This is a genomic window from Weissella cibaria (assembly GCF_004521965.1).
Lineage (GTDB): Bacteria > Bacillota > Bacilli > Lactobacillales > Lactobacillaceae > Weissella > Weissella cibaria_A.
Window position 1 is genome coordinate 13,582 of record NZ_SDGK01000017.1, and the last position, 20,632, is coordinate 34,213.

Here is a 20,632-nt window from a genome sequence, read left to right on the forward strand (position 1 = left end):
ATTTCTCCTTGAAATTCTATTACATCCAACACATGTTAGTTGCGTTAGTACTATTATACCGTAAGTTATACAAAAATGGCTACTGTCATATCGACTGTAGCCATCAATTGGTTATTACCAACGGTAGTGTGCGAAGGCACGGTTGGCTTCAGCCATCTTGTGCGTGTCTTCACGCTTCTTAACAGATGCACCAGTGTTGTTGGCAGCATCCATGATTTCCTTAGCCAAACGCTCATCCATCGTGTGCTCACCGCGAGCGCGTGAGTATTGCACCAACCAGCGCAATCCCAACGTTACACGACGTGCTGGGCGAACTTCGACAGGAACTTGGTAGTTAGAACCACCGATACGGCGAGCTTTAACTTCCAATACAGGCATGATGTTGTTCAAAGCTTCTTCGAACACAGCCAATGGCTCTTGACCAGTAGCTTCCTTGATACGATCGAATGCTTCGTACAAGATAGTTGAAGCAGTTCCACGCTTACCATCAAGCATCAAGCGGTTGATCAAACGTGAAACAAGCTTTGAGTTGTAAATTGGATCAGGCAGAACTTCAGCCTGCTTAGTGTAACCCTTACGTGGCATTTTATATGTCCTCCCTTAATTACTTCTTCTTAGGACGCTTTGCGCCGTACTTTGAACGTGATTGCATACGACCGTCAACACCGGCAGTATCCAAAGCACCACGGATGATGTGGTAACGAACTCCAGGCAAGTCCTTAACACGTCCACCACGGATCAAAACAACAGAGTGTTCCTGCAAGTTGTGGCCGATTCCTGGGATGTATGCCGTAACTTCGATCAAGTTTGAAAGACGCACACGGGCGTACTTACGCAAAGCTGAGTTAGGCTTCTTAGGAGTCATCGTTCCGACACGAGTTGCAACACCGCGCTTTTGTGGTGAAGAAACATTTGTCGCCTTCTTTGATTGTGAGTTGTAACCGAAGTTCAAAGCTGGTGACTTTGACTTCGTGCTCTTTGACTTACGAGGCTTACGAACCAATTGGTTAATAGTAGGCATGTCTAAGAGTCCCCTTTCAATTTTCTATATAATGTGTAGTCCACATTTCCAGGCGTGTCATTTAATAACAAGTCTAGAAACGTAGCTGAATGGTACTTTTCGTTCACGAGTTCAGCACGTCGCGTCACCGCAAACACCCTGCTCACTAAAAGCACAAATAATAATATAACACTACTCACTAAATGTTGCAACCCTTTTAGTCGTTTAAAAACGCCTTTATATAGGCATTCATTTTGCAAACAATTCCGGGCGTGTCTTTTTTGGAAAAACCGCGCCATATCACGTCTTTAATCTGCAAATAGATAAAGGATGACGTTATGCATTATTTAGAAGTCTTCATCATTATGCCACTTTTAATCTTAGCAAAACAAGATTGGCAAATGAAATTAATCGATTCGCGCTGGTTAGCTTGTCCAACTTTCATTGCCTGTTTACAACACAATCTCCCCTGGCTGACTATTTTTGTCGCGTATGTCGTTGCTTTAATAATAAATCGCCACCTCCAAGAGAGATTTCTTGGAAATGGCGATTTGGATGTATTAGCAGCTGGTGCCTGTTGGTTAACTGGAACCGACTGGTTACTTTGGTTGACATTAGCCTGCTTACTGCAACTGTTCCTTGCCAACTGTTGCAAGTCTAAACAACTCCCATTTGTCCCGGCACTAACAGTTAGCTTTGTCTGGGGTATTGTCGGACAAAATTCCCTGGCGTTACTTCAGTCCATGTTGTGCCAACCGTAATAATTTGCCGTTGCTTCGCGATTAGTGGTTTACCAATCGGTGGTATTGCAGCAAGCAGCTCTTGTGTATACGGATGTACCGGGTTGTCAAAGATCGCCGTCGTTGACCCTAATTCAACTAAGTGGCCAAAGTACAACACAGCGACGCGATCTGAAATGGCCTGCACCTGACTTAAATCGTGCGAGATAAATAAATAAGTCAACGCTTGTTGCTCACGCAATGCCATCATTAACGATAGGACTTGCGCCTGAATCGACACATCTAACGCTGAAATCGGTTCATCAGCTACGATGAATTTGGGCTGACCGACAATCGCCCTGGCTATCCCGATACGCTGGCGCTGACCACCAGAAAATGCCACTGGATATTTTTCACCGTCCGCCGGTGTTAGCCCCACTGCCAATGTGACCGTGGTCAAAACCGATGCTGCTAACAATTGCTTCTTAATACTCATATTTTTATACCCCTTGTATTTATGCTTAACGTTGTTGTTATAAATTAATACAGGTGGCGACGACAACGAACAACCCTTTCCCCGGGTCATTCTATTAACTGTTTGCGTCTCAGCCATACTGAAAAACGCGTTTGTTTGATTGATATCATGCTCCTCGTTCAAATTCTAAAATCGTTTCATACAAGCAGCAATATTTGCCCGTCATGAGAGAAGTGTCAAAAAATCTAAGACTCTCCTAATTTTCGGACGATTTGTAACTTTTAGTCTAAAACAATCGTTTTGATTATGAGTCCAATGTCATCCTATCGTCAGCCACACCTGACTAGTTACCCCTGGTAGACCGGTAAAACAATTTCAATTTCTGCGCCGATTTGTTGTTGCAAGGCTCCTTCGAATCGGGCTAAAGTCGTTGCCGAAACAGTGTCCGTCAAGATTGTGGCCCGGTGACTACGAACCCACATGGTTTTAATCCCGATTCGATTAGCCTGCGCAATGGCATCAATCTCATAAGTAGCTGGAGCCGTCACACGAATATAACGGTCAGCTGCCGTCCCAATAATTGCTGGCTGTTGCAAAGACTGTTTTTCATGCACCAATTGGCGGCCATGCACGATGTCTTGAACAATTGCAAGATCTGATAATACAGCACTCGCAGTCGGCTTACCACCTGCCCCCGGTCCAGTAAACACTAAGTCCTGAATATTACGTGTCTGTACCTGGACTGCGTTTTGCACATTATCAATTTTGCCCAGAAGATGTGCGGCTGGCACTAAGTGTGGTCCTACCGCCATGGCCAATCCCTGCCCAGTACGCCGAGCAACCGCGAGGGGGTTGATAACATACCCCAGCCGCTTTGCTTCATCCAATACGGTGGCATTGATTTCCTGAATACCTTGGGTTGGGATCTGAGTCGTCACAACATTTGCAGCGAAGGCCTTCTTGGCCAAAATTGCCAACTTATAACGTGCATCAAAGCCGGCAACATCATTAACCGGATTTGCTTCAGCGCTGCCCATTCGTTGGGCCAAGACCAACGCATCATCATAATTCATTGCCGCATCACTCATCTGCGTCAAAATAAAATTACTCGTACCATTAATGATGCCGCCCACCTGAACTGTCTCATCTCCAGGCAGTAGATTAGTCAGCGCATCTAAAATTGGAATCCCACCAGCCACTGACGCACCATAAAGCAACGCCAACTGATGCGCACTCGCAATTTTTTGTAACGTTTCACCATAAGTTGCAATTAAATCTTTATTAGCGGTGATGACATGTTTACCCGAGTGGAGCGCCCACCGCAAATATCGATACGTCTCTGTCTGTCCTCCCATCCCTTCAATCACCACATCAATATCCGAGGCGGTCACAATTGCGTTTGGGTTTGTCGTAAATTGCACCGCCGGATATAAAGCCATCCGTTGTTCGGTGATTCGTCGAACCGCTACACTGACAATTTACATATCTGGAAAACTTTCGGTATAAGCTTGTAAAAGGTCATAAACCGAATGACCAACTGTGCCAAAACCTAACATGCCAATTCGTATCATGCACGCCCTGCTTTCTGAATTGCCTGGGTTAAATCAGCCCACAAATCATCTACATCTTCCAAGCCGACGGACAAGCGAATGAGTTGTGGTGTAATGCCTAACCCCAGTCGCTGACTTTCCGGCATATCATGGTGCGTTTGCATAAATGGCACCGTAATCAATGTTTCGACACCACCCAAACTTTCCGCAAAAGAACCAACCGTTAACGCTTGTAAGAATTGATTGACATCATACGTAGCTGCTAAGTAAAACGAAATCATGCCACCCACGCCCGTATATAGCACTTCGTCAACACCAGCCACTGTCGCTAAACGTTTCGCCAATAACTGCGCGTTTTCAGTATGCACTCGCATGCGCACAGCCAATGTTTTCAGTGATCGAATCAGTAACCAGCTGTCAAACGGATCCAAAACTTGGCCAGTGGTCGTCAGTTGATTGCGCAAGGCGTCTGCCAAAGTCACATCCTTGACCACGACCGCGCCGGCTAAAATGTCGTTATGGCCACCCAAATACTTAGTTGCGGAATGAATAACGATGTCAGCGCCTTCGGTCAGTGGGCTCTGATAAATGGGCGTTAAAAATGTGTTGTCGGCAACGACTAAAACATCTGGCCTAATCGCATGTACGACACTTGCCACCGCTTGAATATCAATGACCTTCATGGTTGGATTTGACGGCGTCTCTAACCAAATCGCTTTTGTGTTTGGTTCAATGCGCAAAACTAATTCATCAATATCTTGGTCGTTCCACGTTTCATAGGCAATATCATACCGATCACGCAAAGTATCGAAGTAACGAAATGACCCACCATATAAATCGTCACTCGCAATCAAGTAGTCATGTGATTTCAGAATAGTAGACAGCACCAGCGTAATCGCCGCCATTCCTGAACTAACCGCAAAGGCATGTGTACCATGTTCAATTTTGGCTAACTGAGCCTCCAGTAAATCGCGTGTCGGTGTTGTCATGCGTGAGTAGTCATATCCTGTAGATTCACCTAACCCAGGGTGGCGAAAAGCTGTTGAAAAATGTAATAGTGTGACCACCGCACCACTCCGGTCATCTTCCGATCCATTTGTCCCCTGTACTAACTGTGTTGCAACTTTAACCATTTGTAATTTCCTCGTCTTTCAACCATTGTTCAACAATATGTATCCCTTGCTCATGCCAGCGGGCCATCGGTCGCCCATCATCACCGAAATAACTAGTCGGTGATGCAATCAGCAGGTCCCGACGTTGATCCCGACGAAATTCCATTGCCAAATTATTGGGCCCATATTCGTAATGGCCAGTCACATAGACCGTCCGCGTTTGCAGGTTTTGAATAATTGTCGCGCCGGCCTTCCTATCACCAGCAATTACTTGACCTGTATCGACGTTCTCCACTGGAATGGTAAAGTAGCGTGATTGCGGCATGATAAACCCTTGCGTTTCAATCATCCCAAATATTTTGTCGATCTGCTTGATCGGCAAAAAATCTTTGGTCACCAATCCAGCTGCGTAGGCACCCCAACAGATAAACAAACGCCGGTCAATATGATCTGCCTGCCAGCGCATAAAGTCCTGGAATTCCGGCCAAAAGTCAATCGACTGTTCTGGTGTCTGATCCAGTGATGCGCCTGTGACAATCATGGCATCGAAATAGCGATTTTTAACGTCGCAAGCGTATACCGTTGCTGAACAGCCGCCGGATGATGGCGCACCTTATACGATGCCGGTACGGCAAAGGTCACGGCGACGTCAACGTCAGTTCCGGCAAGCAATGACGCAACTTGCTGTTCTGTTACGGCCCGATTAGGCATTAAATTCAGCACCAACAGTTGCTTGGTTTGCCGATAAGTTGTTTTGTCAGATTCTTTAGCTGTAAAACCATTTAGCAATTGCACCGTTATTTAATTTTCCCTTTTTTTAAACAAAAAATCCCGTAAGCCCATGCAACTGCACAGACTTACGAGACGACTTTTCACCGTGGTACCATCCGAGTTTGTTAGATTATCCTAACCTCACAATACGCCAAATCAAATTGGATATATTGTTGCGCAATAACGGGCGCACCCGGCAAAAACTTACCTTACTAGCTCATCTTTACAACCACTCCGAGACCATTATTCCAAGCAACGCTATTATCGACTCTCACCAAATGCCGACTCTCTGGCTAACAGCTGTTGTTCGTACTCATCTCTTCAACGCTGGAATAAATAATATATTAGAATTACATTAGAAAAAAGTAAACAATTTTATAATTTTTTATATTAATCCAGAAGAGCCCGTGGTTATTCAGGTGATGAATAACCACGGGCTCTCATTAATAGTTAAAAACAATCAGCTAAAACCGGCTTTTGCTTTGGTAATTGTGCTTGTAGCAGGCTAAACGTTTTCGCACCCGCTGTCGTCAAATCACCAGTTAGCAACAAATTATCTAACGAACAATAACCCATTAGCCATTGTGTAAATGCCTGGATCGAACCAGTAATTGCCGGTGCTTCTGACTGTACTACCCGCATTAACTCGCCGCCACGCAATTCAAAACGCCCACCATTCCACGGTGCAGTTTCATCCGTGACGTTAAACACAACTTCCGTTGGTAACATGATATTAAGTGCTTGCACAAAAGCTGGCAAATTGACAATTCGCGCCTGCATGTACGGTACAACCCGTGCCTCATACTGCGGTTCAGGCATGAGTTGCAAAACTGGGAGATCGTTTAAGTCGCTGAGTGGTGCTTCATACTCAAAACGACTAAATGCACCAGCATGACTACCGATAAAACGGGTATTACTGAGCAATGCATCCGTCGTCAAAGTAACCCATTCACGAATTTTAAAGGTTTCTCCCACGAACTCGTACATTACATATCCTTGCGTTTCATGATCGTCATCTCGGTAGATGGCGACTTGCGTATGTGGTGTTTTCATCATGAAATAATAGTCCCACCACCAGTTTTCCCGTTCAATCCCGCCTCGCTTCATCTGAGGCGCCCGCTCATAAACGGCATCCATCAACGCCTGTGCCTTATCAAATGCCATCCGTGTGATTGTCCCGCCATGGCGCTTTCCCTGTGGAAAATGTTCTGCCGACCAGCTGAGATGTAGCCGATCAAAATCTTGTGCGTACCCAAATCGGCCGTAAAAGCCATACGAAAAAGGTGTCAAATAGCTTAAGATGTCACCCCGTTCATACGCTTCTTGTAGTACCACCATCATAATACGTGACGCAGCGCCGTCACCCCGATATTCTGGATAGCTACTGACATTACCAATGCCGTTTGCATTTAGCAATTGTTCACCCCAATTGACTTGGAATGGTATTTGCGTTACCTGACTCGTTAACTGTTGTGCATCAAATTCCCCATACGCAATTGTTTGACCAAAGAAATAGCATAGTGAATCCTTACCGCCCCGTGGCTCTTTATGAAAAGCATATCGATATAACTCATAAACTGCTTCAAAACCATTTTGTCCTAACTTGATTGGTTGTCCCATGAGATAATCCCTCAATCTCAATTTACCCATATCGTACCACACGTTTTTGGAGAAGTAGACTGGAAACACATGGTTGCGATAAAGCAGACTGGGAATGTCGGAGGTTTTAGACCTCCGACGTAACCAAGTCGCCCTTATCAGGTGCGTCCTTGGTCTCGATTCCTGGCCAAAGCCAGGGATCTTAGACCAATAGCTGCTGTGATAAAAAACGTGCCAGGCTAAAACAACCTCGCACGTTTAATAATCTATTAGTTTGTTAATGATGTGCGATTAGCCTTTGGCGCATCGTATTGACCTGTGTACTTCAAGCTGATTGAACCGTCTTCAATCTTCTTTTGGTCTGCCGTAACAGCCTTCTTTTCATCGGCTGGCATGTTTGATGTGATGACACCAACACCACCATCCTTAATACCGTACCAAACCGTCTTGCCGCCTTCGAACTTATCATTCATCGCATCGTTAGCTGCGTTTTTCAAACCGTTTCCAACTTCAGTCAATGATGACGTCAAGGTAAAGTTGTCCTTCTTACCATCAGCTGTCTTGTAAGCACCTTGTGGCGTCTGGTCGATATCAACACCAATCATCCAAACCTTTTCCTTTGCTAGTTGGTCTGACTTCAAGCCTTGGTTGTGGCTCTTAACAGCCGTGAAAGCGCCGTTTCCAACCCCACCGGCAACGTGGAAGATTACCTTGATGTTCTTAGCCATCATGGTGTTCGCAATCAATGTTCCCTTCGCTGCATCTGAATATGAAGCGGCATAGATCGAACTTACTTTCATGTTCTTATCAACCGAAGCCACACCTTGACGGAAGCCGTATTCAAAACGACCAACCACAGGGCCATATTGGCCACCAATAAAGCCGATTGTATCCGTACCTTCAGCCTTTGCTTGCATCGCGGCAGCAACACCAGCCAGGTATGATGACTGTTCTGACTTAAACATCAATGATGTGATATTTTTCAACTTTGGGTTAGCTTGCGCGTCCACCAAGGCGTACTTTGTATCTGGATTTTGCTTAGCCGCCTTTTCAAGCGAGTTTTGCAAGTTGAACCCGATACCAGCAATCATTGAAAACTTAGCTGATTGTGCTTGTTGGAAGTTAGTGTCAAAATCAGCCTGAGTCTTTGAAAGGAAGTAGTCATAGCCACCCTTGCCCTTTTTCAAATCGTGTGATTCACCCCAGCTCTTCACACCCTTCCACGCGATTTCTGTGAATGAGTGATCAGAAATGTTACCACCTTCATCTGAAACCATTGCGAGTGAAAAATCATTCTTGCTTGCGCTTGTATGTGAAGCTGACATTGCATAGGCTCCTCCTGCCAACACAACTAACACCGCGCCACCAATCATAACTTTCTTAGATACCATTCTAAACTACCTACTTCCTTATATTAGGTTACACGCAAATTGCGTGCCCTTATCCACCCGAGGGCTTTTTAATTTCGTTTTAAACGACGTATATTATAATACCAGGTTTTCGGTAATATGCGATATTTTTCGAAGTTATACACGTTTTATCCACAGAAATTGGTATAGGACACTTCAATAAACGAACGATAGACCTTCAATCGCCAAATTTTGTGCAAAAAAATAGAGAACTTCAAAGTTCTCCACAGCCTACGTCCGCATCTATTATTAGTAAAATTTCGTTGTGGATAACAACAGTGGTCGTTACTCTATTTCGTAAAACTCTCAACGCCCAAAATACTAAGGAATGATCTGTACCACACGTTGAACGCCAAAGTCCTGCTGAACATTCTTTAGCCATCAACGCAATTTTCGTAACTATACCAATCCGGATGTGCGCCAACAAAATTAGTGTGAACAAAAAACACGCAGTGAACTTATCGTTCAGCGCGTGTTTTACTAAGCATTAAACCAATGCCAACAACTCAGCCTTCTTTGCAGAAGATGGGAAGTCGATACCGTTAGCTGACAAGTATGCCTTGATTTCAGCAACAGTATTCTTGTCTGAAGGCTTCTCTGATGAAACAACCTTCTTAGCAGCCTTAGGAGCAGTGGCGTTAATCTTAACACCCTTCTCTGCAGTAGCTGCAGTAGCTTCGCGAACAACTTGACCGTTGTCTGCCAAAGCCTTCTTTGAAGCTTCAGCCAAAGCTGAGAATGCTTCAAAGTCTGAAACTGCCAAGTCGGCCAACATCTTACGGTTCAAAGTTGAACCCATCAATGACAAACCGTTCATGAAACGTGAGTATGACAAACCGTTCATACGTGCTGCAGCGTTAATACGTGCAATCCACAACTTACGGAAGTTGCGCTTCGTTTGCTTACGGTCACGGAATGCATAGAACCATGACTTCCAAACTTGTTGCTTAGCAACCTTGTAGTTGATGTGACGTTGACCACGGTAACCCTTGGCCAACTTGATCATCTTCTTGCGACGTGCGCGCGTAACAGTACCACCCTTAACTCGCATGGGTATTTCCTCCAGTAATTTCTAAAATATAATTCGGAACCGATTAAAACTTAAAGTAAAAACTTTAAATTAACGGCTCAACATGTGAACGTAAGTCTTCAACGTCGTGTTGTTCATCATTGAAGTTCCACGTAGTTGACGACGTTGCTTCTTAGTCTTACCGTGGAAACGGTGTGACGTAAAGGCGTTACCTGACTTCAAACCACCGTTAGCAGTCTTCTTAAAACGCTTTGCTGAAGCGCGGTGTGTCTTAAACTTAGGCATTGATATGTCCTCCAAACTGGTTTAATTACTTAGTTTCCTTGGGTGCAAGCACCATAAACATGCTGCGCCCTTCCATCTTTGCTCTAGATTCAACTTTTGCAATTTCCTCTAGATCAGTTGCAAATCGGTCCATCACTTCACGCCCAATTTCCTTGTGCGTGATAGCACGTCCGCGGAAACGGATTGAAACCTTGACCTTGTTACCCTTCTCCAAGAACTTAACTGCGTTCTTCTTCTTAGTATTAAAGTCATTGTCATCAATTGTTGGGCTTAAGCGAACTTCCTTGATGCTGACGATTTTTTGGTTCTTACGTTGTTCGCGTTGCTTCTTTTGACTATCGAAACGGAACTTTCCATAATCCATAATCTTAGCAACTGGTGGCTTGGCATTAGCCTGAACCAATACCAAATCCAACTCTTGCTCATCTGCGATTGCCTGGGCGTCTGCCTTAGACATAATACCTTGATCACCATCATCAGTGATCAAACGTACTTCGCGAGCACGAATGCGATCATTAATCAAATCTTGTTGTTGTTGTGGTTGGCGCGCGTTTGCTATGGTCCTTACCTCCGAAAAAACTTGAAATAAAGTAAAAACGGGTCATCGCGACATACGATAACCCGCCATTCATCATCAATCAATAATGAGTGATTTACCCGACGAGTTTACTCGCCAAGGTGAACAACAGGTCCGCTGTTACTTTGTTTCTTAACAGATATATACTATACAGCCTTACTCACCAGGAGTCAAGGCTTTGTTCAAAACTCCGTTAATGAACTTACGAGATGCATCATCTGTAAAGTCGTGGGCCAATTGCAAAGCCTCGTTAACGGCAATCCTAGCTGGCGTTTCATCATACTTTACTTCGTACATTGCAACACGCATTAATACGATGTCGGCTAAGTTCAAACGATCGATCGTCCAACCATCAGCTAAGTATTCTGAAATCGTCAAATCGAATTCATCTTGGTGATCAACAATACCGTTAACCATGTCTAGCAAATCCGTTGGTAGTTCATCTTCCCAAGTAATTTCTGGATCACCATCTAATACTTGTTGGACAACTGCCTCGACTTGCGCATCTGGATTCATTGCCAATCCGAAAACAGATTGGAATGCGGCTTGTCGTAATTGGTGTCGGTTCAATGATGCCATTATGCTTCAGTTCCTTCCGTCTCCTCGTCATCGCCAAACAAGTTGTTTGGGTCAACGGTCAACGTTGGCTTTGTTGAAACAACACCTTGTACGTGTACGTTTACCAAGGTAACTTGCAATTCAGTCATTGCGGCTACTTGTGAAGTGACACGCTCTTGGATTGCGTGGGCAACCTTAGGCACGCTAACACCGTAGTTCAAGTAAACGTAAACATTTACTTCTAATCCTGCTTCGCCTTGCTGCAATTCAACGCCCTTACCGTGCATGCGACGACCAAAAGCTTCTTGAGCACGCTCAGACAATGAACCACGCAAGCGGGCAACACCTTCAACTTCTTGCGCTGCCAAGCCGGCGATAATCTCAAGCACGCGCGTGTTAACACGCGTCTCACCTGAAATGTCGCTTAGGTGCGCCAATACAATGGTTTCTTCTGCCATGGAACTATCCTCCTTCAAAATGAAAGCGCCGGCCGGCTGCCGGTCGGCGCTTTCAACAGTATGTTTATTATACCCGATTTTACTAATTAAAACTAGGCACGTGACGTGTATGATCCACCGTTATCAGTGTTAACAACCAACTTGTCACCTTCGTTGATGAAGTCAGGAACGGTGATAACCAATCCCGTCTCCATCGTTGCGGGCTTACCACCACCATTAGCAGTAGCACCCTTGATACCTGGTTGCGTTTCCTTAACAGTCAACTCAACAGTCTTAGGCAATTCAACGTCCAAGATTTCACCCTCGTAAATCGTGATCTTAACGTTCATGTTTTCCAACAAGAACTTCAAAGCATCTTGAATTTTGTCAGCGGGGATTGAAACTTGTTCGTAAGTTTCGTTATCCATGAAGACGTGTTGGTCACCTTCAGCATACAAGTATTGCATTTCAGTCGTCTCGATGTTAGCCGTTTCGAACTTGTCACCAGGACGGAAAGTGATTTCGTTAACAGCACCCGTACGCAAGTTCTTCAACTTTGAACGCACAAAGGCTGCTCCCTTCCCAGGCTTAACGTGTTGGAACTCCAACACACGCCAGATTGATTGGTTGTACTCGATTGTCAAACCAGTCTTCAAGTCATTCATACCAATAGTTGCCATGATTGAATTCTCCTAGATTTATGTCTTTCTGAATTATATTAGCAGAGTTTTGGTCTAAAAACTAGTATTGCGTGCTTTTTTATTCGGAAAATTAAGTGTGGCCCGTGTGTCCGCCCTGACGGCCGGAGTGCTTGGCCCCTTCTTTAGGTACGCTAACATGTCCAGACCATGACCTGCTGGGCGCGGCATCAACACCCTTGGCGCGAATACCTTTACCTTCCGTGGCTCTAAGCGGTAACCCGCTATGTACCCACACCTGCGGGTCAAGGTACGTACGTGTCTATACGCGTGGCAGGACCAAGCACAACAGCCAAACAATTTTATTACTGTTTGACTTTCATCCACCAAACTATTTCGAAGTGAACAGTTCACCCATTTACTTTTTTGATAAATGTAATGCCACAACAGCCGAGAACATCTCGATTGCTGACATGAGCCTGGGAAATTTCGGAGCGATTTTCTGCGGGACAGAGAAGCCCGACCCGTCCGCTGACCTTCTATGCACCAAAGACATAAAAGTTTCCAGTTTGGTACATGCGACCGGCAGGGGAGCCACGGGCAGTGCTCGCGGTTGGGCGTATGCCGCAGAGAATCTTTGTCGGAGAAATTTCCCAGGCCCATGTTTCGGCACGTCAGCGACGACACGGACACGCATCACAAAAGAGCAGAAGACTGCTACAGTCTCCTGCTCTAAATTTCTTACAAACGGACTTTCAATTCAGCTGTCAACTCTTCGTAGCCAGGTTTGCCCAACAGACCAAACATGTTGCGCTTGTATGCTTCAACACCTGGTTGGTCAAATGGATTAATACCGTTCAAGTAACCTGAAATGGCTACCGCAACTTCAAAGAAGTAAATCATTTGTCCCAAAGCAAATTCGTTTTGCTTATCAAGCTCAACGATCATGTTTGGTACGCCACCGTCAACGTGAGCCAACAACGTTCCTTCTGAAGCCGTGCGGTTCACATAACTCATGGTCTCGCCTTGCAAATAACCCAAACCATCGTCAGCGTCTGTTTCTGGGATCACAACGTCTGAAACTGGTTCAGTTACGCGCAACAACGTCTCGAACAGGTTGCGACGACCATCTTGAATGTATTGTCCAAATGAGTGCAAATCCGTTGAGAAGTTTCCAGTAGCTGGAAAGATGCCCTTACCATCCTTACCTTCTGACTCACCTTGCAATTGCTTCCACCATTCACCAATTTGAACCAAAGTTGGATCATAGTTAATCAACAATTCTGTCGTATAACCCTTGCGGTACAAGATGTTACGGTATGCTGCATATTGGTATGCTGGGTTCTTCGTCAAATCAGCATCGGCGTAAGCTGCTTCCCCGGCAGCGGCACCAGACATCAATTGTTCGATATCACCACCAGCAGCAGCGATTGGCAACAAACCAACAGCTGTCAAAACTGAGAAGCGACCACCAACACCGTCAGGCACAACAAATTCTTCGTAGCCTTCTGCGTCGGCCAGCGTCTTCAAAGCCCCGCGCTTAGCGTCAGTCGTAGCGTAAATGCGCTCACGAGCATCTTCAACACCATACTTTTCTTCCAACATTTGCTTAAAGACACGGAAAGCAATGGCTGGTTCAGTCGTTGTTCCTGACTTTGAAATCACATTAACTGAGAAGTCACGGTCCCCAATGACCTTAATCAAACTGTTCAAGTAAGCTGGTGCAATTGAGTTTCCAGCGAACAAAACTTGTGGGAAGTCACGTTCATCATCACCATAGTAGTTATTGAAGTAATCGTTCAAGAAATCAATGGCTGCGCGAGCGCCCAAGTATGATCCCCCGATTCCTATGACAACCAACACCTTAGAGTCAGACTGAATCTTCTTAGCTGCCGTTTGAATACGCGCAAATTCATCCTTGTCGTACTCAGTTGGCAAATGTAGCCAATCTGTATAAGCTGCGCCCGCCCCTGATCCATCGCGCAACATCTGGTCCGCAACCGTCACCATTGGTTGCATCATCCCTAATTCTTGTTCACCAACAAAATCGGCCAACTTTGATGTGTCAAACGTCAACGTCGTCATTAATTCTTACCTCGTTTTCCCCTAATTGCTTTTGGTATAGACCAATCATAACACTTCTAAAAAAATCTTGAAAGCGATTTCGCTATCTAGATTTTTACGCTTGTTTTAAAAATTTTTAGGCCGTCTACCTATCCGCATGACACTCTAACCCCAACAAGAAGCGGTCACCAGTCCAACCGATGCCCGCTTTTCAGCTTACAAGTTCTTGAATGCGTATGTCGTCGTGTATGAACGCTTTTCACCAGCTGGCAAAACAATATCACCAAACTCCGGGTGGTGGATCGCATCAGGCAATGTTTGTGCTTCCAACGCAACTGCATTGTATGGGTTCGCATCAAACCACTCACGGTCACCCTCGTGTTCGGCAACGGCAGGATTCGTAATGAAGAAAATAACCGCATTACGATCCGTCGTCATTTCGATTGCACGACCTGACTTTTCATCTGTTAAAACAGCAGATGGTGTGCCAGCTTCGTAAACCAACTCAAAAGCATCATCAAAATTAGCATCATACGTGCCATTCATTTTTGCGATTTGGTCACCAATCTTAGTACCTGCTTGGAAATCAAACGGCGTACCAGCCGTTTCCAACAATTTTCCCGTTGGAATTTTATCCGCGCGGAATTCCAAATGGCGTGGTGATGACAATTGCAAATGCAACTCACGGGCATTTGTGTTGATACCGGCTGGGTTGAAGTATGCGTGTGACGTTGGGTTGTACAACGTATCTTCATCCGACTCAGCGGCGAACGTCAAACTAACCTCGTCATTGTCACTGAACGTGTACGTCAATGACGTTGGCATCGTACCTGGGAAGTTATCAATTGCTTCCGTCATTGTGGTCGTAAATGTCACTGAACCAGCTGCCTCGTCAACCGTAAAGCCCCAATTGCGGTTCGCAAAGTTGTCAGCGCCACCGTGCAGGATATTTGAGCCTTCATTGGCCTTCAAATTGAACGTCTTGCCATTCAGTTCAAATGATGCCCCATCGATACGACCGGCAACACGGCCAATTGCGTTACCCAAGAAGTATGGGTGGTCCCAGTATCCTTGCGCATCCTTATAAGCCAAGACAAGTTCTTCGCCTGACTTCGTTTGGAAGAATTGCCATGAAGCGCCCCATGATACCAAGCCAAGCTTGTGACCATTGGCATTTTCAATAACAATTTGCTTTGCGACTTCACCATTAGGCATTGTGCCTAGTTCATTTACTGTAATCGTCATTTTTTATGTCCCCTTCATTGATCGGCTTACAGTCTCAAAAAATAAACTCTATCTCGATATTTATTTTACCATACTGACTGATTCCGCTTACATTTATTTTATATCAACGGCCTATACCAACTGTGTCAAAATTATGAATGATTAGATTTCATGATTTAAACGCAGCAGCAAATAGTACAAAGCGCCATACAAATTCGCATCGTTGCCAAAGCGCGCTGGTAAAATTCCGGTTTCGTAAAGCCATCGCATACGTGTGGACGACGGGCGACTATCTTTTACATCGGGCAAGTCATAAACTGTCGCAACCGTTTCAATCATTTGTACAGCTGAACCGATTTCCCATATGAATCTGCATAAAATCGCGTTTCGCCCTTATGCATAAAACTCAATTCACCGGCTTGAAAATGAGAGCCCGTGTGCAAGGCATCATTCAAAATTAAGACACCACCTATACCAGTGCCCAGTACAACAGCTGCACCATTATCAATACCCGTCAAATTCCCAAGCCACAATTCTGCGATTGCGGCGGTCTTACCTTCATTTTCAATGGCCACTGGTATATCGAGTTGTAGTTCATCGGCCAAATTAACTTGGTCTAAAAATGGCAAAGCACCCCCTGCGTAGATGGTCTCATTCCCATGATCCACCTTACCAGGCGCACTAAACGCGACCCCACGAACTCGAAAACGGTACCGTTTGCCCAATTTGACGAATCGTCGCCACAAATTCAGATAGCGTTTCATTTGGTGTGGCCACGTCCCCCTTTTCGATTAACATCCCCGCTCGATCTAATAGACCGTACTTAATCCTCGTGCCCCCAATATCAATTGCCAAATAGTCCTGAGCTTCCTTAAGTTTCCCCTTTTGTACTTTCACACGCTAATCGTACCGAAAAAATACGTCAATTATGCGAAAAAACACCTGCAGAACTTAATGCTCTGCAGGTGTTTATCATCATTAATTTTACAAAGTCTTCAACTTAGCAATCATAATGGCACCGATAACGACCAAAATCGCTCCGATAACAATAAAGACCATTTGACGCTTTGACTTCTTCTCACCCAATAGGTAGATGGCACCGAACGTACCAACGATGATACCCGTTTGTGACAACGTTGAAGCAGTTGCTTGACCGATGTTTGGGTTAGCCGTTGAGATAAACATGAAGACGTTACCCAAAGCCCAAACCAAACCAGTTACAATGTTCATCCAAGTACCCTTTTGGAACATCGTCTTACCTTCCTTCATGAAGAAGATAACGATGATGAAGGCACCCAACACTTGACCAATTGATTGTGGACCCACAATCGCAGTCATGTAGTCCAAACCGTCGTGACGGTTGTGAACTGAGTTTGAAATGTAACCAATCTTGTTCAACAAGTTAGGAAACACGAAATACATCATGTAACCAACCGTTGAAATCAAAACGGCAACCAAGCCACCCTTGAAGTCGTGCTCAGGGTTAACTTCAGCTGGCGCCTTTGAGTCAGGCAAAGCCGTGAAGACGGCACCAACCACAACAGCAACGATGGCCAATAAACCAAACGTCCACATGCGACCAGTCGTCCACTCGCCCAAGACAGCCGCAGCCATCAAAGCGTTGGAAACAATTTGGCCGGCCGTTGAAAGTGGGTTACCAACTGACACACCCAGTTTCTTGAAGCCAACGAATTGTCCAGCCGTACCAACAGCCCAGAACAATCCTGACACGAATCCAACAATCCAGATACGTGGGTTAAAGGCAAAGTCAGCACCCGCTTGTGGAATAACAAACAGTCCCAACGTCAACATTCCGAACACGAATGCACCAAACGTCATTCCCAACGTTCCTTGTGCGGCCGTTCCACCCATCTTAGTCGTAACTAGACCAGTAGAACCCCATGCCAACGCTGGAATAAGAGCAATTAAAATTGACATATTTAAATTTCCTTCACAATCAAAATATTTTTTGTTCATTTATCAACGGGATTTATATTAACATGGTGAAAGCGTTTGCACAACACTTTTTGCTAACTTTTTCAAAACAGTTTCGCAAAGTCTTTGAAAACGCTGTCATGTAGGCGTCTAACGGGGTCGCGCTTGATAGATCACATCCCACTTTCACAAACAATTCTTAACAGTTGTAAGTCAATTAAATTTGAATACAACAAAAAAGGACCGAAAATTTGGTCCTTTTTTGTTGACTTTTTTTATTTCGTAAGTACCACTGCCACTAGTATAACTGTCTTAGTGCGCGCTTACTAGGCCTTTGCTGAAGCTTCTGATTCTTCATCTGACGACACATTAGAGTCGTCAAACTTGTAACCAACACCCCAAACCGTTTGGATGACTTGGGGGCCAACCTTTTCGATCTTTTGGCGCAACTTCTTAACGTGCGCATCAACCGTACGCTCGTCACCAAAGTACTCGTAGTCCCAAACCAATTGCAACAATTGCTCACGTGAGAACACTTGACGTTGCTTCTTAGCCAAGACACGCAACAAATCAAATTCTTTTGGCGTCAAATCTTGAATCAAATTACCATTCAAGTAAGCTTCACGCGTGTTTGAGTTCAACTTGAACGTACGTGTTTGTATATCGAAATCTTCGTGCACTTGTGGTTCTGAAGAAGCTGGTTGACCAGCCGTTTCTGAACGACGGTGCAATGCCTTGATACGTGCAATCAACGTAATTGGGCTGAATGGCTTCGTGACATAATCGTCCGCATCCATTTCCAAACCAAGCACTTGATCAGATTCTGAGTCACGTGCCGTCAACATGATGATAGGCACATGCTTTGAGACTTCACGAATCTTAACTGCTACTTGCATACCATCCAAACCAGGCAAGTTCAAGTCCAAGATAACCATATCCCAGGCATCTGGATCTTCGTTAAACATGGCAACGGCATCGTTACCATCGTATGCATATGATGCATCCCAGTTTGCCTTCTTAAAGAACATGCCCATCATTTCTGAAACGGACGTGTTATCCTCGACCATCAAAAGTTTCATATTCTTGTTCCCCGTCTTTAATGAATTCTTGAATTTAAAATTCTTTTATTTATACATCTACCACAATAACAAATGATGTCTGATAATTGCGCCTTTTTCACAGAACGTCTACAAAATCTCGCGCCTGTTCAAACAAAGTTCACACTTTCATAATGCAACAGACGCACCGGGCGGAAAACATCACCAAATTTATGGCATTTCCCTTATATGGGACATTATACAACGTAAATACAGATTTGTTGCAATTAACAAAAAATAAATTCTCTTTCGCTTAGCTTCTTTTTTCCGGATATACATTCTGTCTGGCAAGAAAAAAATCCGTATTTTTTATGGCGAACACGGATTACTAATGAATGTTATGGTCTTACTGTGACGCAATCAACCCTTGCACCCGTCGCATAGCTGCTTGATCATGTGTCACTTTATTGGCTAATATTTGCTTTAATTCCGCTGGAAACGCGACAATCGCTAGATGCGATGCCGCCCGGGTCACTGCCGAATACATTAAATTGGTCGTAATGAACTTTGAAATCATCGGAATGACAACCAACACGTTGTCTAACGTAAATCCTTGAATTTTATGAATCGTGGTCGCATACCCCAAGTCCAAATTCTCGCGGACACTCACCAACTTAGAACCATAAGAAAATGAATTAAAGCCAGTCCGATTGCTTTCATTCAAATCAACTAAAATCGGATCTGGCGTATCAACAGTTTGCACCAACACCATGTTGTAATCCGGCATCGCATCAACCACTGTGATACGGTCGCCCCCACGCATCCGGACCTTCTCGTGCGCACCACTCGCTTTATTCGCCACGTAAACCGTCTGTATCACTTGGACACGGTCGCCTGGATATAAAGTTAAATCATCACGTACCCATAGTGGCACTTCAGTCCGCAAGACAGCTGTATCCAGCAAAGCATCCTGCACAGCCGCATTAATAATGCTTGCGGAGTTCGTTAGTTGGTGCGAGCGCCACCATTTCCTTATCGGGTTCAGCAATTAAGGCCCGCTTGATAGTTTCAACCACAAATAACAGTGCCGTTTCTGACATTGGCACAAAGGTATGAGGCCGTGTCAGGAAAATATCCGGCAACACTTCGGCTGGCATTAATTCAGTTGGTGCTTCAATCTGGGCCACATCGCCATCTAACACAGCATTCGCAATTGTTGCAATAATTGGCGAATTGGATCGCTTAACTTGTTGTAAGGTCGGCGTCTGATTTGCTAAACTCGCCAGCACCAACGCGTTCAAAAACGGCACTGGGTCATTCTCGACTGACGGCAGCTGGTGTGGATCACCAACGAGCAAAATTTGTGCCCCAGTTGCTAAGCCGTATAGAATTGTGTCGATTAACGCCCGCACATTTGCCGCAAATGTTTCATCAACAATCATGAGGTCATATGTTGGATACCGACTGGACTTCTCAGCATCTTCAAAAAAATGTCCTGTCCGCACAATTTCCGTCATGGCATCGTGATTGCGGTATGTGAAGCTGGTCGCTGTCGCAATGGTGACGTGATCAACTGGCTTCAGCAAGTAATCCGGTTCATGTTCGTCAAGTAAATCACCAATGGCACGCTCGACAAGACCACGGGCATTTGTCGCTGCAGCGCGGATTGGCGTTATCAACAATATGTTCACATCCTGTTGTTGAGCTAATCGAATTAGGCGCGCCATCATATATGATTTACCAGAACCGGCCCGCCCCGTCACAATTTGAATTGGTGATGGCGTCGTTTGCATATTCTGCCAAACAGCGGTTTGCCCGACCGTCAATGTCTCATCCGCTAGTATTCCAGTCGTCAGTGCGTTCATGACATCAGGCACTGGATGTGGTTGCTGCAACATCTCAACCAAGGCTAACAGCCATTGATCATATTCTTGCCGCTGTTGCGCTTCTGGCGGGAGTTTATCGAAGATTTTACGGACAAACGTCTTCATTTCTGATTCCGGTGTTGACGCCATGAGTTTTGCAAAGCTTATTTTACGGTAAATTTGTTCTGGCAATTTATGGCGCCAGAAATACATTTCTGTATCGTCCTCTGAAAATCGTGTCATCTGCACGTGCCTCCCTTCGCTTACTTTCTTACAGCATTATACGACTGTTTTTGTTAAGGCATTCCTTATTAGAGTTAATTATGTGTGTTGTGTCGTGGGGGCGC

The 20,632-nt window shown here is 44.9% G+C and carries 23 protein-coding genes and 1 pseudogene; all 24 read right to left on the reverse strand.

What is annotated here, in order from left to right:
* Positions 1 to 114 precede the first annotated feature (114 nt).
* Positions 115 to 585 (reverse strand): 30S ribosomal protein S7, encoded by a 471-nt coding sequence (gene rpsG, locus EST42_RS02830; protein ID WP_134644123.1) that lies wholly within the window; start codon positions 583 to 585, stop codon positions 115 to 117.
* 19 nt (positions 586 to 604) lie between these two features.
* The gene (gene rpsL, locus EST42_RS02835) at positions 605 to 1,021 is read right to left on the reverse strand and encodes a 30S ribosomal protein S12 (RefSeq protein WP_134644124.1); all 417 of its coding nucleotides are present in this window, start codon (positions 1,019 to 1,021) and stop codon (positions 605 to 607) included.
* A gap of 669 nt (positions 1,022 to 1,690) precedes the next feature.
* Positions 1,691 to 2,215, reverse strand: coding sequence for an ABC transporter ATP-binding protein (locus EST42_RS02840; RefSeq protein WP_425335770.1), 525 nt, complete (start codon positions 2,213 to 2,215; stop codon positions 1,691 to 1,693).
* Positions 2,216 to 2,541: 326 nt separating this feature from the next.
* Entirely contained in the window at positions 2,542 to 3,672 is a 1,131-nt protein-coding gene (locus tag EST42_RS02845) for a homoserine dehydrogenase (RefSeq protein ID WP_280633863.1), read from the reverse strand.
* Between the two features lie 89 nt (positions 3,673 to 3,761).
* Positions 3,762 to 4,877: a trans-sulfuration enzyme family protein gene (locus EST42_RS02850; protein WP_134644126.1), complete on the reverse strand. Its 1,116-nt coding sequence runs from the start codon at positions 4,875 to 4,877 to the stop codon at positions 3,762 to 3,764.
* On the reverse strand, positions 4,870 to 5,397 hold the full coding sequence (locus tag EST42_RS02855) for a homoserine O-acetyltransferase/O-succinyltransferase family protein (protein ID WP_134644127.1): 528 nt from the start codon (positions 5,395 to 5,397) through the stop codon (positions 4,870 to 4,872). The genes EST42_RS02850 and EST42_RS02855 overlap by 8 nt, the downstream gene beginning before the upstream one ends.
* Complete coding sequence (locus EST42_RS11345; protein ID WP_134644128.1) at positions 5,394 to 5,651, reverse strand: type 1 glutamine amidotransferase family protein; 258 nt, start codon at positions 5,649 to 5,651, stop codon at positions 5,394 to 5,396. The genes EST42_RS02855 and EST42_RS11345 overlap by 4 nt, the downstream gene beginning before the upstream one ends.
* A gap of 426 nt (positions 5,652 to 6,077) precedes the next feature.
* Positions 6,078 to 7,247, reverse strand: coding sequence for a GNAT family N-acetyltransferase (locus EST42_RS02865; protein WP_134644129.1), 1,170 nt, complete (start codon positions 7,245 to 7,247; stop codon positions 6,078 to 6,080).
* A 248-nt stretch (positions 7,248 to 7,495) separates the two neighbouring features.
* The gene (locus tag EST42_RS02870; RefSeq protein ID WP_134644130.1) at positions 7,496 to 8,617 is read right to left on the reverse strand and encodes a BMP family lipoprotein; all 1,122 of its coding nucleotides are present in this window, start codon (positions 8,615 to 8,617) and stop codon (positions 7,496 to 7,498) included.
* Between the two features lie 505 nt (positions 8,618 to 9,122).
* On the reverse strand, positions 9,123 to 9,278 hold the full coding sequence (locus EST42_RS11350) for a HeH/LEM domain-containing protein (protein ID WP_280633864.1): 156 nt from the start codon (positions 9,276 to 9,278) through the stop codon (positions 9,123 to 9,125).
* A pseudogene (rplT, locus tag EST42_RS02875) lies at positions 9,273 to 9,686 on the reverse strand (50S ribosomal protein L20); the annotation flags it as partial. The pseudogene rplT and the gene EST42_RS11350, both read right to left, overlap by 6 nt.
* Positions 9,687 to 9,755: 69 nt before the next feature.
* Complete coding sequence (rpmI, locus tag EST42_RS02880; RefSeq protein WP_003608101.1) at positions 9,756 to 9,950, reverse strand: 50S ribosomal protein L35; 195 nt, start codon at positions 9,948 to 9,950, stop codon at positions 9,756 to 9,758.
* A gap of 25 nt (positions 9,951 to 9,975) precedes the next feature.
* Positions 9,976 to 10,473, reverse strand: coding sequence for a translation initiation factor IF-3 (infC, locus tag EST42_RS02885; protein ID WP_010370121.1), 498 nt, complete (start codon positions 10,471 to 10,473; stop codon positions 9,976 to 9,978).
* A gap of 210 nt (positions 10,474 to 10,683) precedes the next feature.
* Positions 10,684 to 11,106 (reverse strand): transcription antitermination factor NusB, encoded by a 423-nt coding sequence (gene nusB, locus EST42_RS02890; RefSeq protein WP_134644132.1) that lies wholly within the window; start codon positions 11,104 to 11,106, stop codon positions 10,684 to 10,686.
* Positions 11,106 to 11,543 (reverse strand): Asp23/Gls24 family envelope stress response protein, encoded by a 438-nt coding sequence (locus EST42_RS02895; RefSeq protein ID WP_134644133.1) that lies wholly within the window; start codon positions 11,541 to 11,543, stop codon positions 11,106 to 11,108. Before EST42_RS02895 ends, nusB begins: the two co-directional genes overlap by 1 nt.
* Positions 11,544 to 11,635: 92 nt before the next feature.
* A complete protein-coding gene (gene efp / locus EST42_RS02900) occupies positions 11,636 to 12,202 on the reverse strand; it encodes an elongation factor P (protein ID WP_134644134.1) in 567 nt (188 codons plus the stop codon).
* A 699-nt stretch (positions 12,203 to 12,901) separates the two neighbouring features.
* Positions 12,902 to 14,245: a glucose-6-phosphate isomerase gene (locus tag EST42_RS02905; protein WP_134644135.1), complete on the reverse strand. Its 1,344-nt coding sequence runs from the start codon at positions 14,243 to 14,245 to the stop codon at positions 12,902 to 12,904.
* A 195-nt stretch (positions 14,246 to 14,440) separates the two neighbouring features.
* The gene (locus tag EST42_RS02910) at positions 14,441 to 15,469 is read right to left on the reverse strand and encodes an aldose epimerase family protein (RefSeq protein WP_134644136.1); all 1,029 of its coding nucleotides are present in this window, start codon (positions 15,467 to 15,469) and stop codon (positions 14,441 to 14,443) included.
* Positions 15,470 to 15,783: 314 nt separating this feature from the next.
* Positions 15,784 to 16,212 (reverse strand): ROK family protein, encoded by a 429-nt coding sequence (locus EST42_RS02915; RefSeq protein WP_245150353.1) that lies wholly within the window; start codon positions 16,210 to 16,212, stop codon positions 15,784 to 15,786.
* Positions 16,130 to 16,345 carry a hypothetical protein gene (locus tag EST42_RS10950; protein WP_245150356.1) on the reverse strand — a complete coding sequence of 72 codons (216 nt, stop codon included), beginning with the start codon at positions 16,343 to 16,345 and terminating at the stop codon, positions 16,130 to 16,132. The genes EST42_RS02915 and EST42_RS10950 overlap by 83 nt, the downstream gene beginning before the upstream one ends.
* A gap of 87 nt (positions 16,346 to 16,432) precedes the next feature.
* A complete protein-coding gene (locus EST42_RS02920) occupies positions 16,433 to 17,386 on the reverse strand; it encodes a GRP family sugar transporter (protein WP_134644137.1) in 954 nt (317 codons plus the stop codon).
* Positions 17,387 to 17,709: 323 nt separating this feature from the next.
* Entirely contained in the window at positions 17,710 to 18,462 is a 753-nt protein-coding gene (locus EST42_RS02925; protein WP_134644138.1) for a response regulator transcription factor, read from the reverse strand.
* Positions 18,463 to 18,826: 364 nt separating this feature from the next.
* The gene (locus EST42_RS10955; RefSeq protein ID WP_245150354.1) at positions 18,827 to 19,468 is read right to left on the reverse strand and encodes an ATP-binding domain-containing protein; all 642 of its coding nucleotides are present in this window, start codon (positions 19,466 to 19,468) and stop codon (positions 18,827 to 18,829) included.
* The gene (locus tag EST42_RS02930) at positions 19,404 to 20,528 is read right to left on the reverse strand and encodes an AAA family ATPase (RefSeq protein ID WP_245150355.1); all 1,125 of its coding nucleotides are present in this window, start codon (positions 20,526 to 20,528) and stop codon (positions 19,404 to 19,406) included. The genes EST42_RS10955 and EST42_RS02930 overlap by 65 nt, the downstream gene beginning before the upstream one ends.
* Between the last annotated feature and the right edge of the window lie 104 nt (positions 20,529 to 20,632).

Excerpts from the sequence above, each read along its gene's own strand:
- EST42_RS02930 (WP_245150355.1), bottom strand. The coding sequence starts at position 20,528 with ATGACACGATTTTCAGAGGACGATACAGAAATGTATTTCTGGCGCCAT.
- EST42_RS02920 (WP_134644137.1), bottom strand. The coding sequence starts at position 17,386 with ATGTCAATTTTAATTGCTCTTATTCCAGCGTTGGCATGGGGTTCTACT.
- EST42_RS02910 (WP_134644136.1), bottom strand. The coding sequence starts at position 15,469 with ATGACGATTACAGTAAATGAACTAGGCACAATGCCTAATGGTGAAGTC.
- rpsL (WP_134644124.1), bottom strand. The coding sequence starts at position 1,021 with ATGCCTACTATTAACCAATTGGTTCGTAAGCCTCGTAAGTCAAAGAGC.
- EST42_RS02925 (WP_134644138.1), bottom strand. The coding sequence starts at position 18,462 with ATGAAACTTTTGATGGTCGAGGATAACACGTCCGTTTCAGAAATGATG.
- efp (WP_134644134.1), bottom strand. The coding sequence starts at position 12,202 with ATGGCAACTATTGGTATGAATGACTTGAAGACTGGTTTGACAATCGAG.
- EST42_RS02840 (WP_425335770.1), bottom strand. The coding sequence starts at position 2,215 with ATGAGTATTAAGAAGCAATTGTTAGCAGCATCGGTTTTGACCACGGTC.
- EST42_RS02855 (WP_134644127.1), bottom strand. The coding sequence starts at position 5,397 with ATGATTGTCACAGGCGCATCACTGGATCAGACACCAGAACAGTCGATT.
- EST42_RS02850 (WP_134644126.1), bottom strand. The coding sequence starts at position 4,877 with ATGGTTAAAGTTGCAACACAGTTAGTACAGGGGACAAATGGATCGGAA.
- nusB (WP_134644132.1), bottom strand. The coding sequence starts at position 11,106 with ATGGCATCATTGAACCGACACCAATTACGACAAGCCGCATTCCAATCT.
- EST42_RS02870 (WP_134644130.1), bottom strand. The coding sequence starts at position 8,617 with ATGGTATCTAAGAAAGTTATGATTGGTGGCGCGGTGTTAGTTGTGTTG.
- rpsG (WP_134644123.1), bottom strand. The coding sequence starts at position 585 with ATGCCACGTAAGGGTTACACTAAGCAGGCTGAAGTTCTGCCTGATCCA.
- EST42_RS02865 (WP_134644129.1), bottom strand. The coding sequence starts at position 7,247 with ATGGGACAACCAATCAAGTTAGGACAAAATGGTTTTGAAGCAGTTTAT.
- EST42_RS02895 (WP_134644133.1), bottom strand. The coding sequence starts at position 11,543 with ATGGCAGAAGAAACCATTGTATTGGCGCACCTAAGCGACATTTCAGGT.
- rpmI (WP_003608101.1), bottom strand. The coding sequence starts at position 9,950 with ATGCCTAAGTTTAAGACACACCGCGCTTCAGCAAAGCGTTTTAAGAAG.
- EST42_RS02915 (WP_245150353.1), bottom strand. The coding sequence starts at position 16,212 with ATGAAACGCTATCTGAATTTGTGGCGACGATTCGTCAAATTGGGCAAA.
- EST42_RS02905 (WP_134644135.1), bottom strand. The coding sequence starts at position 14,245 with ATGACGACGTTGACGTTTGACACATCAAAGTTGGCCGATTTTGTTGGT.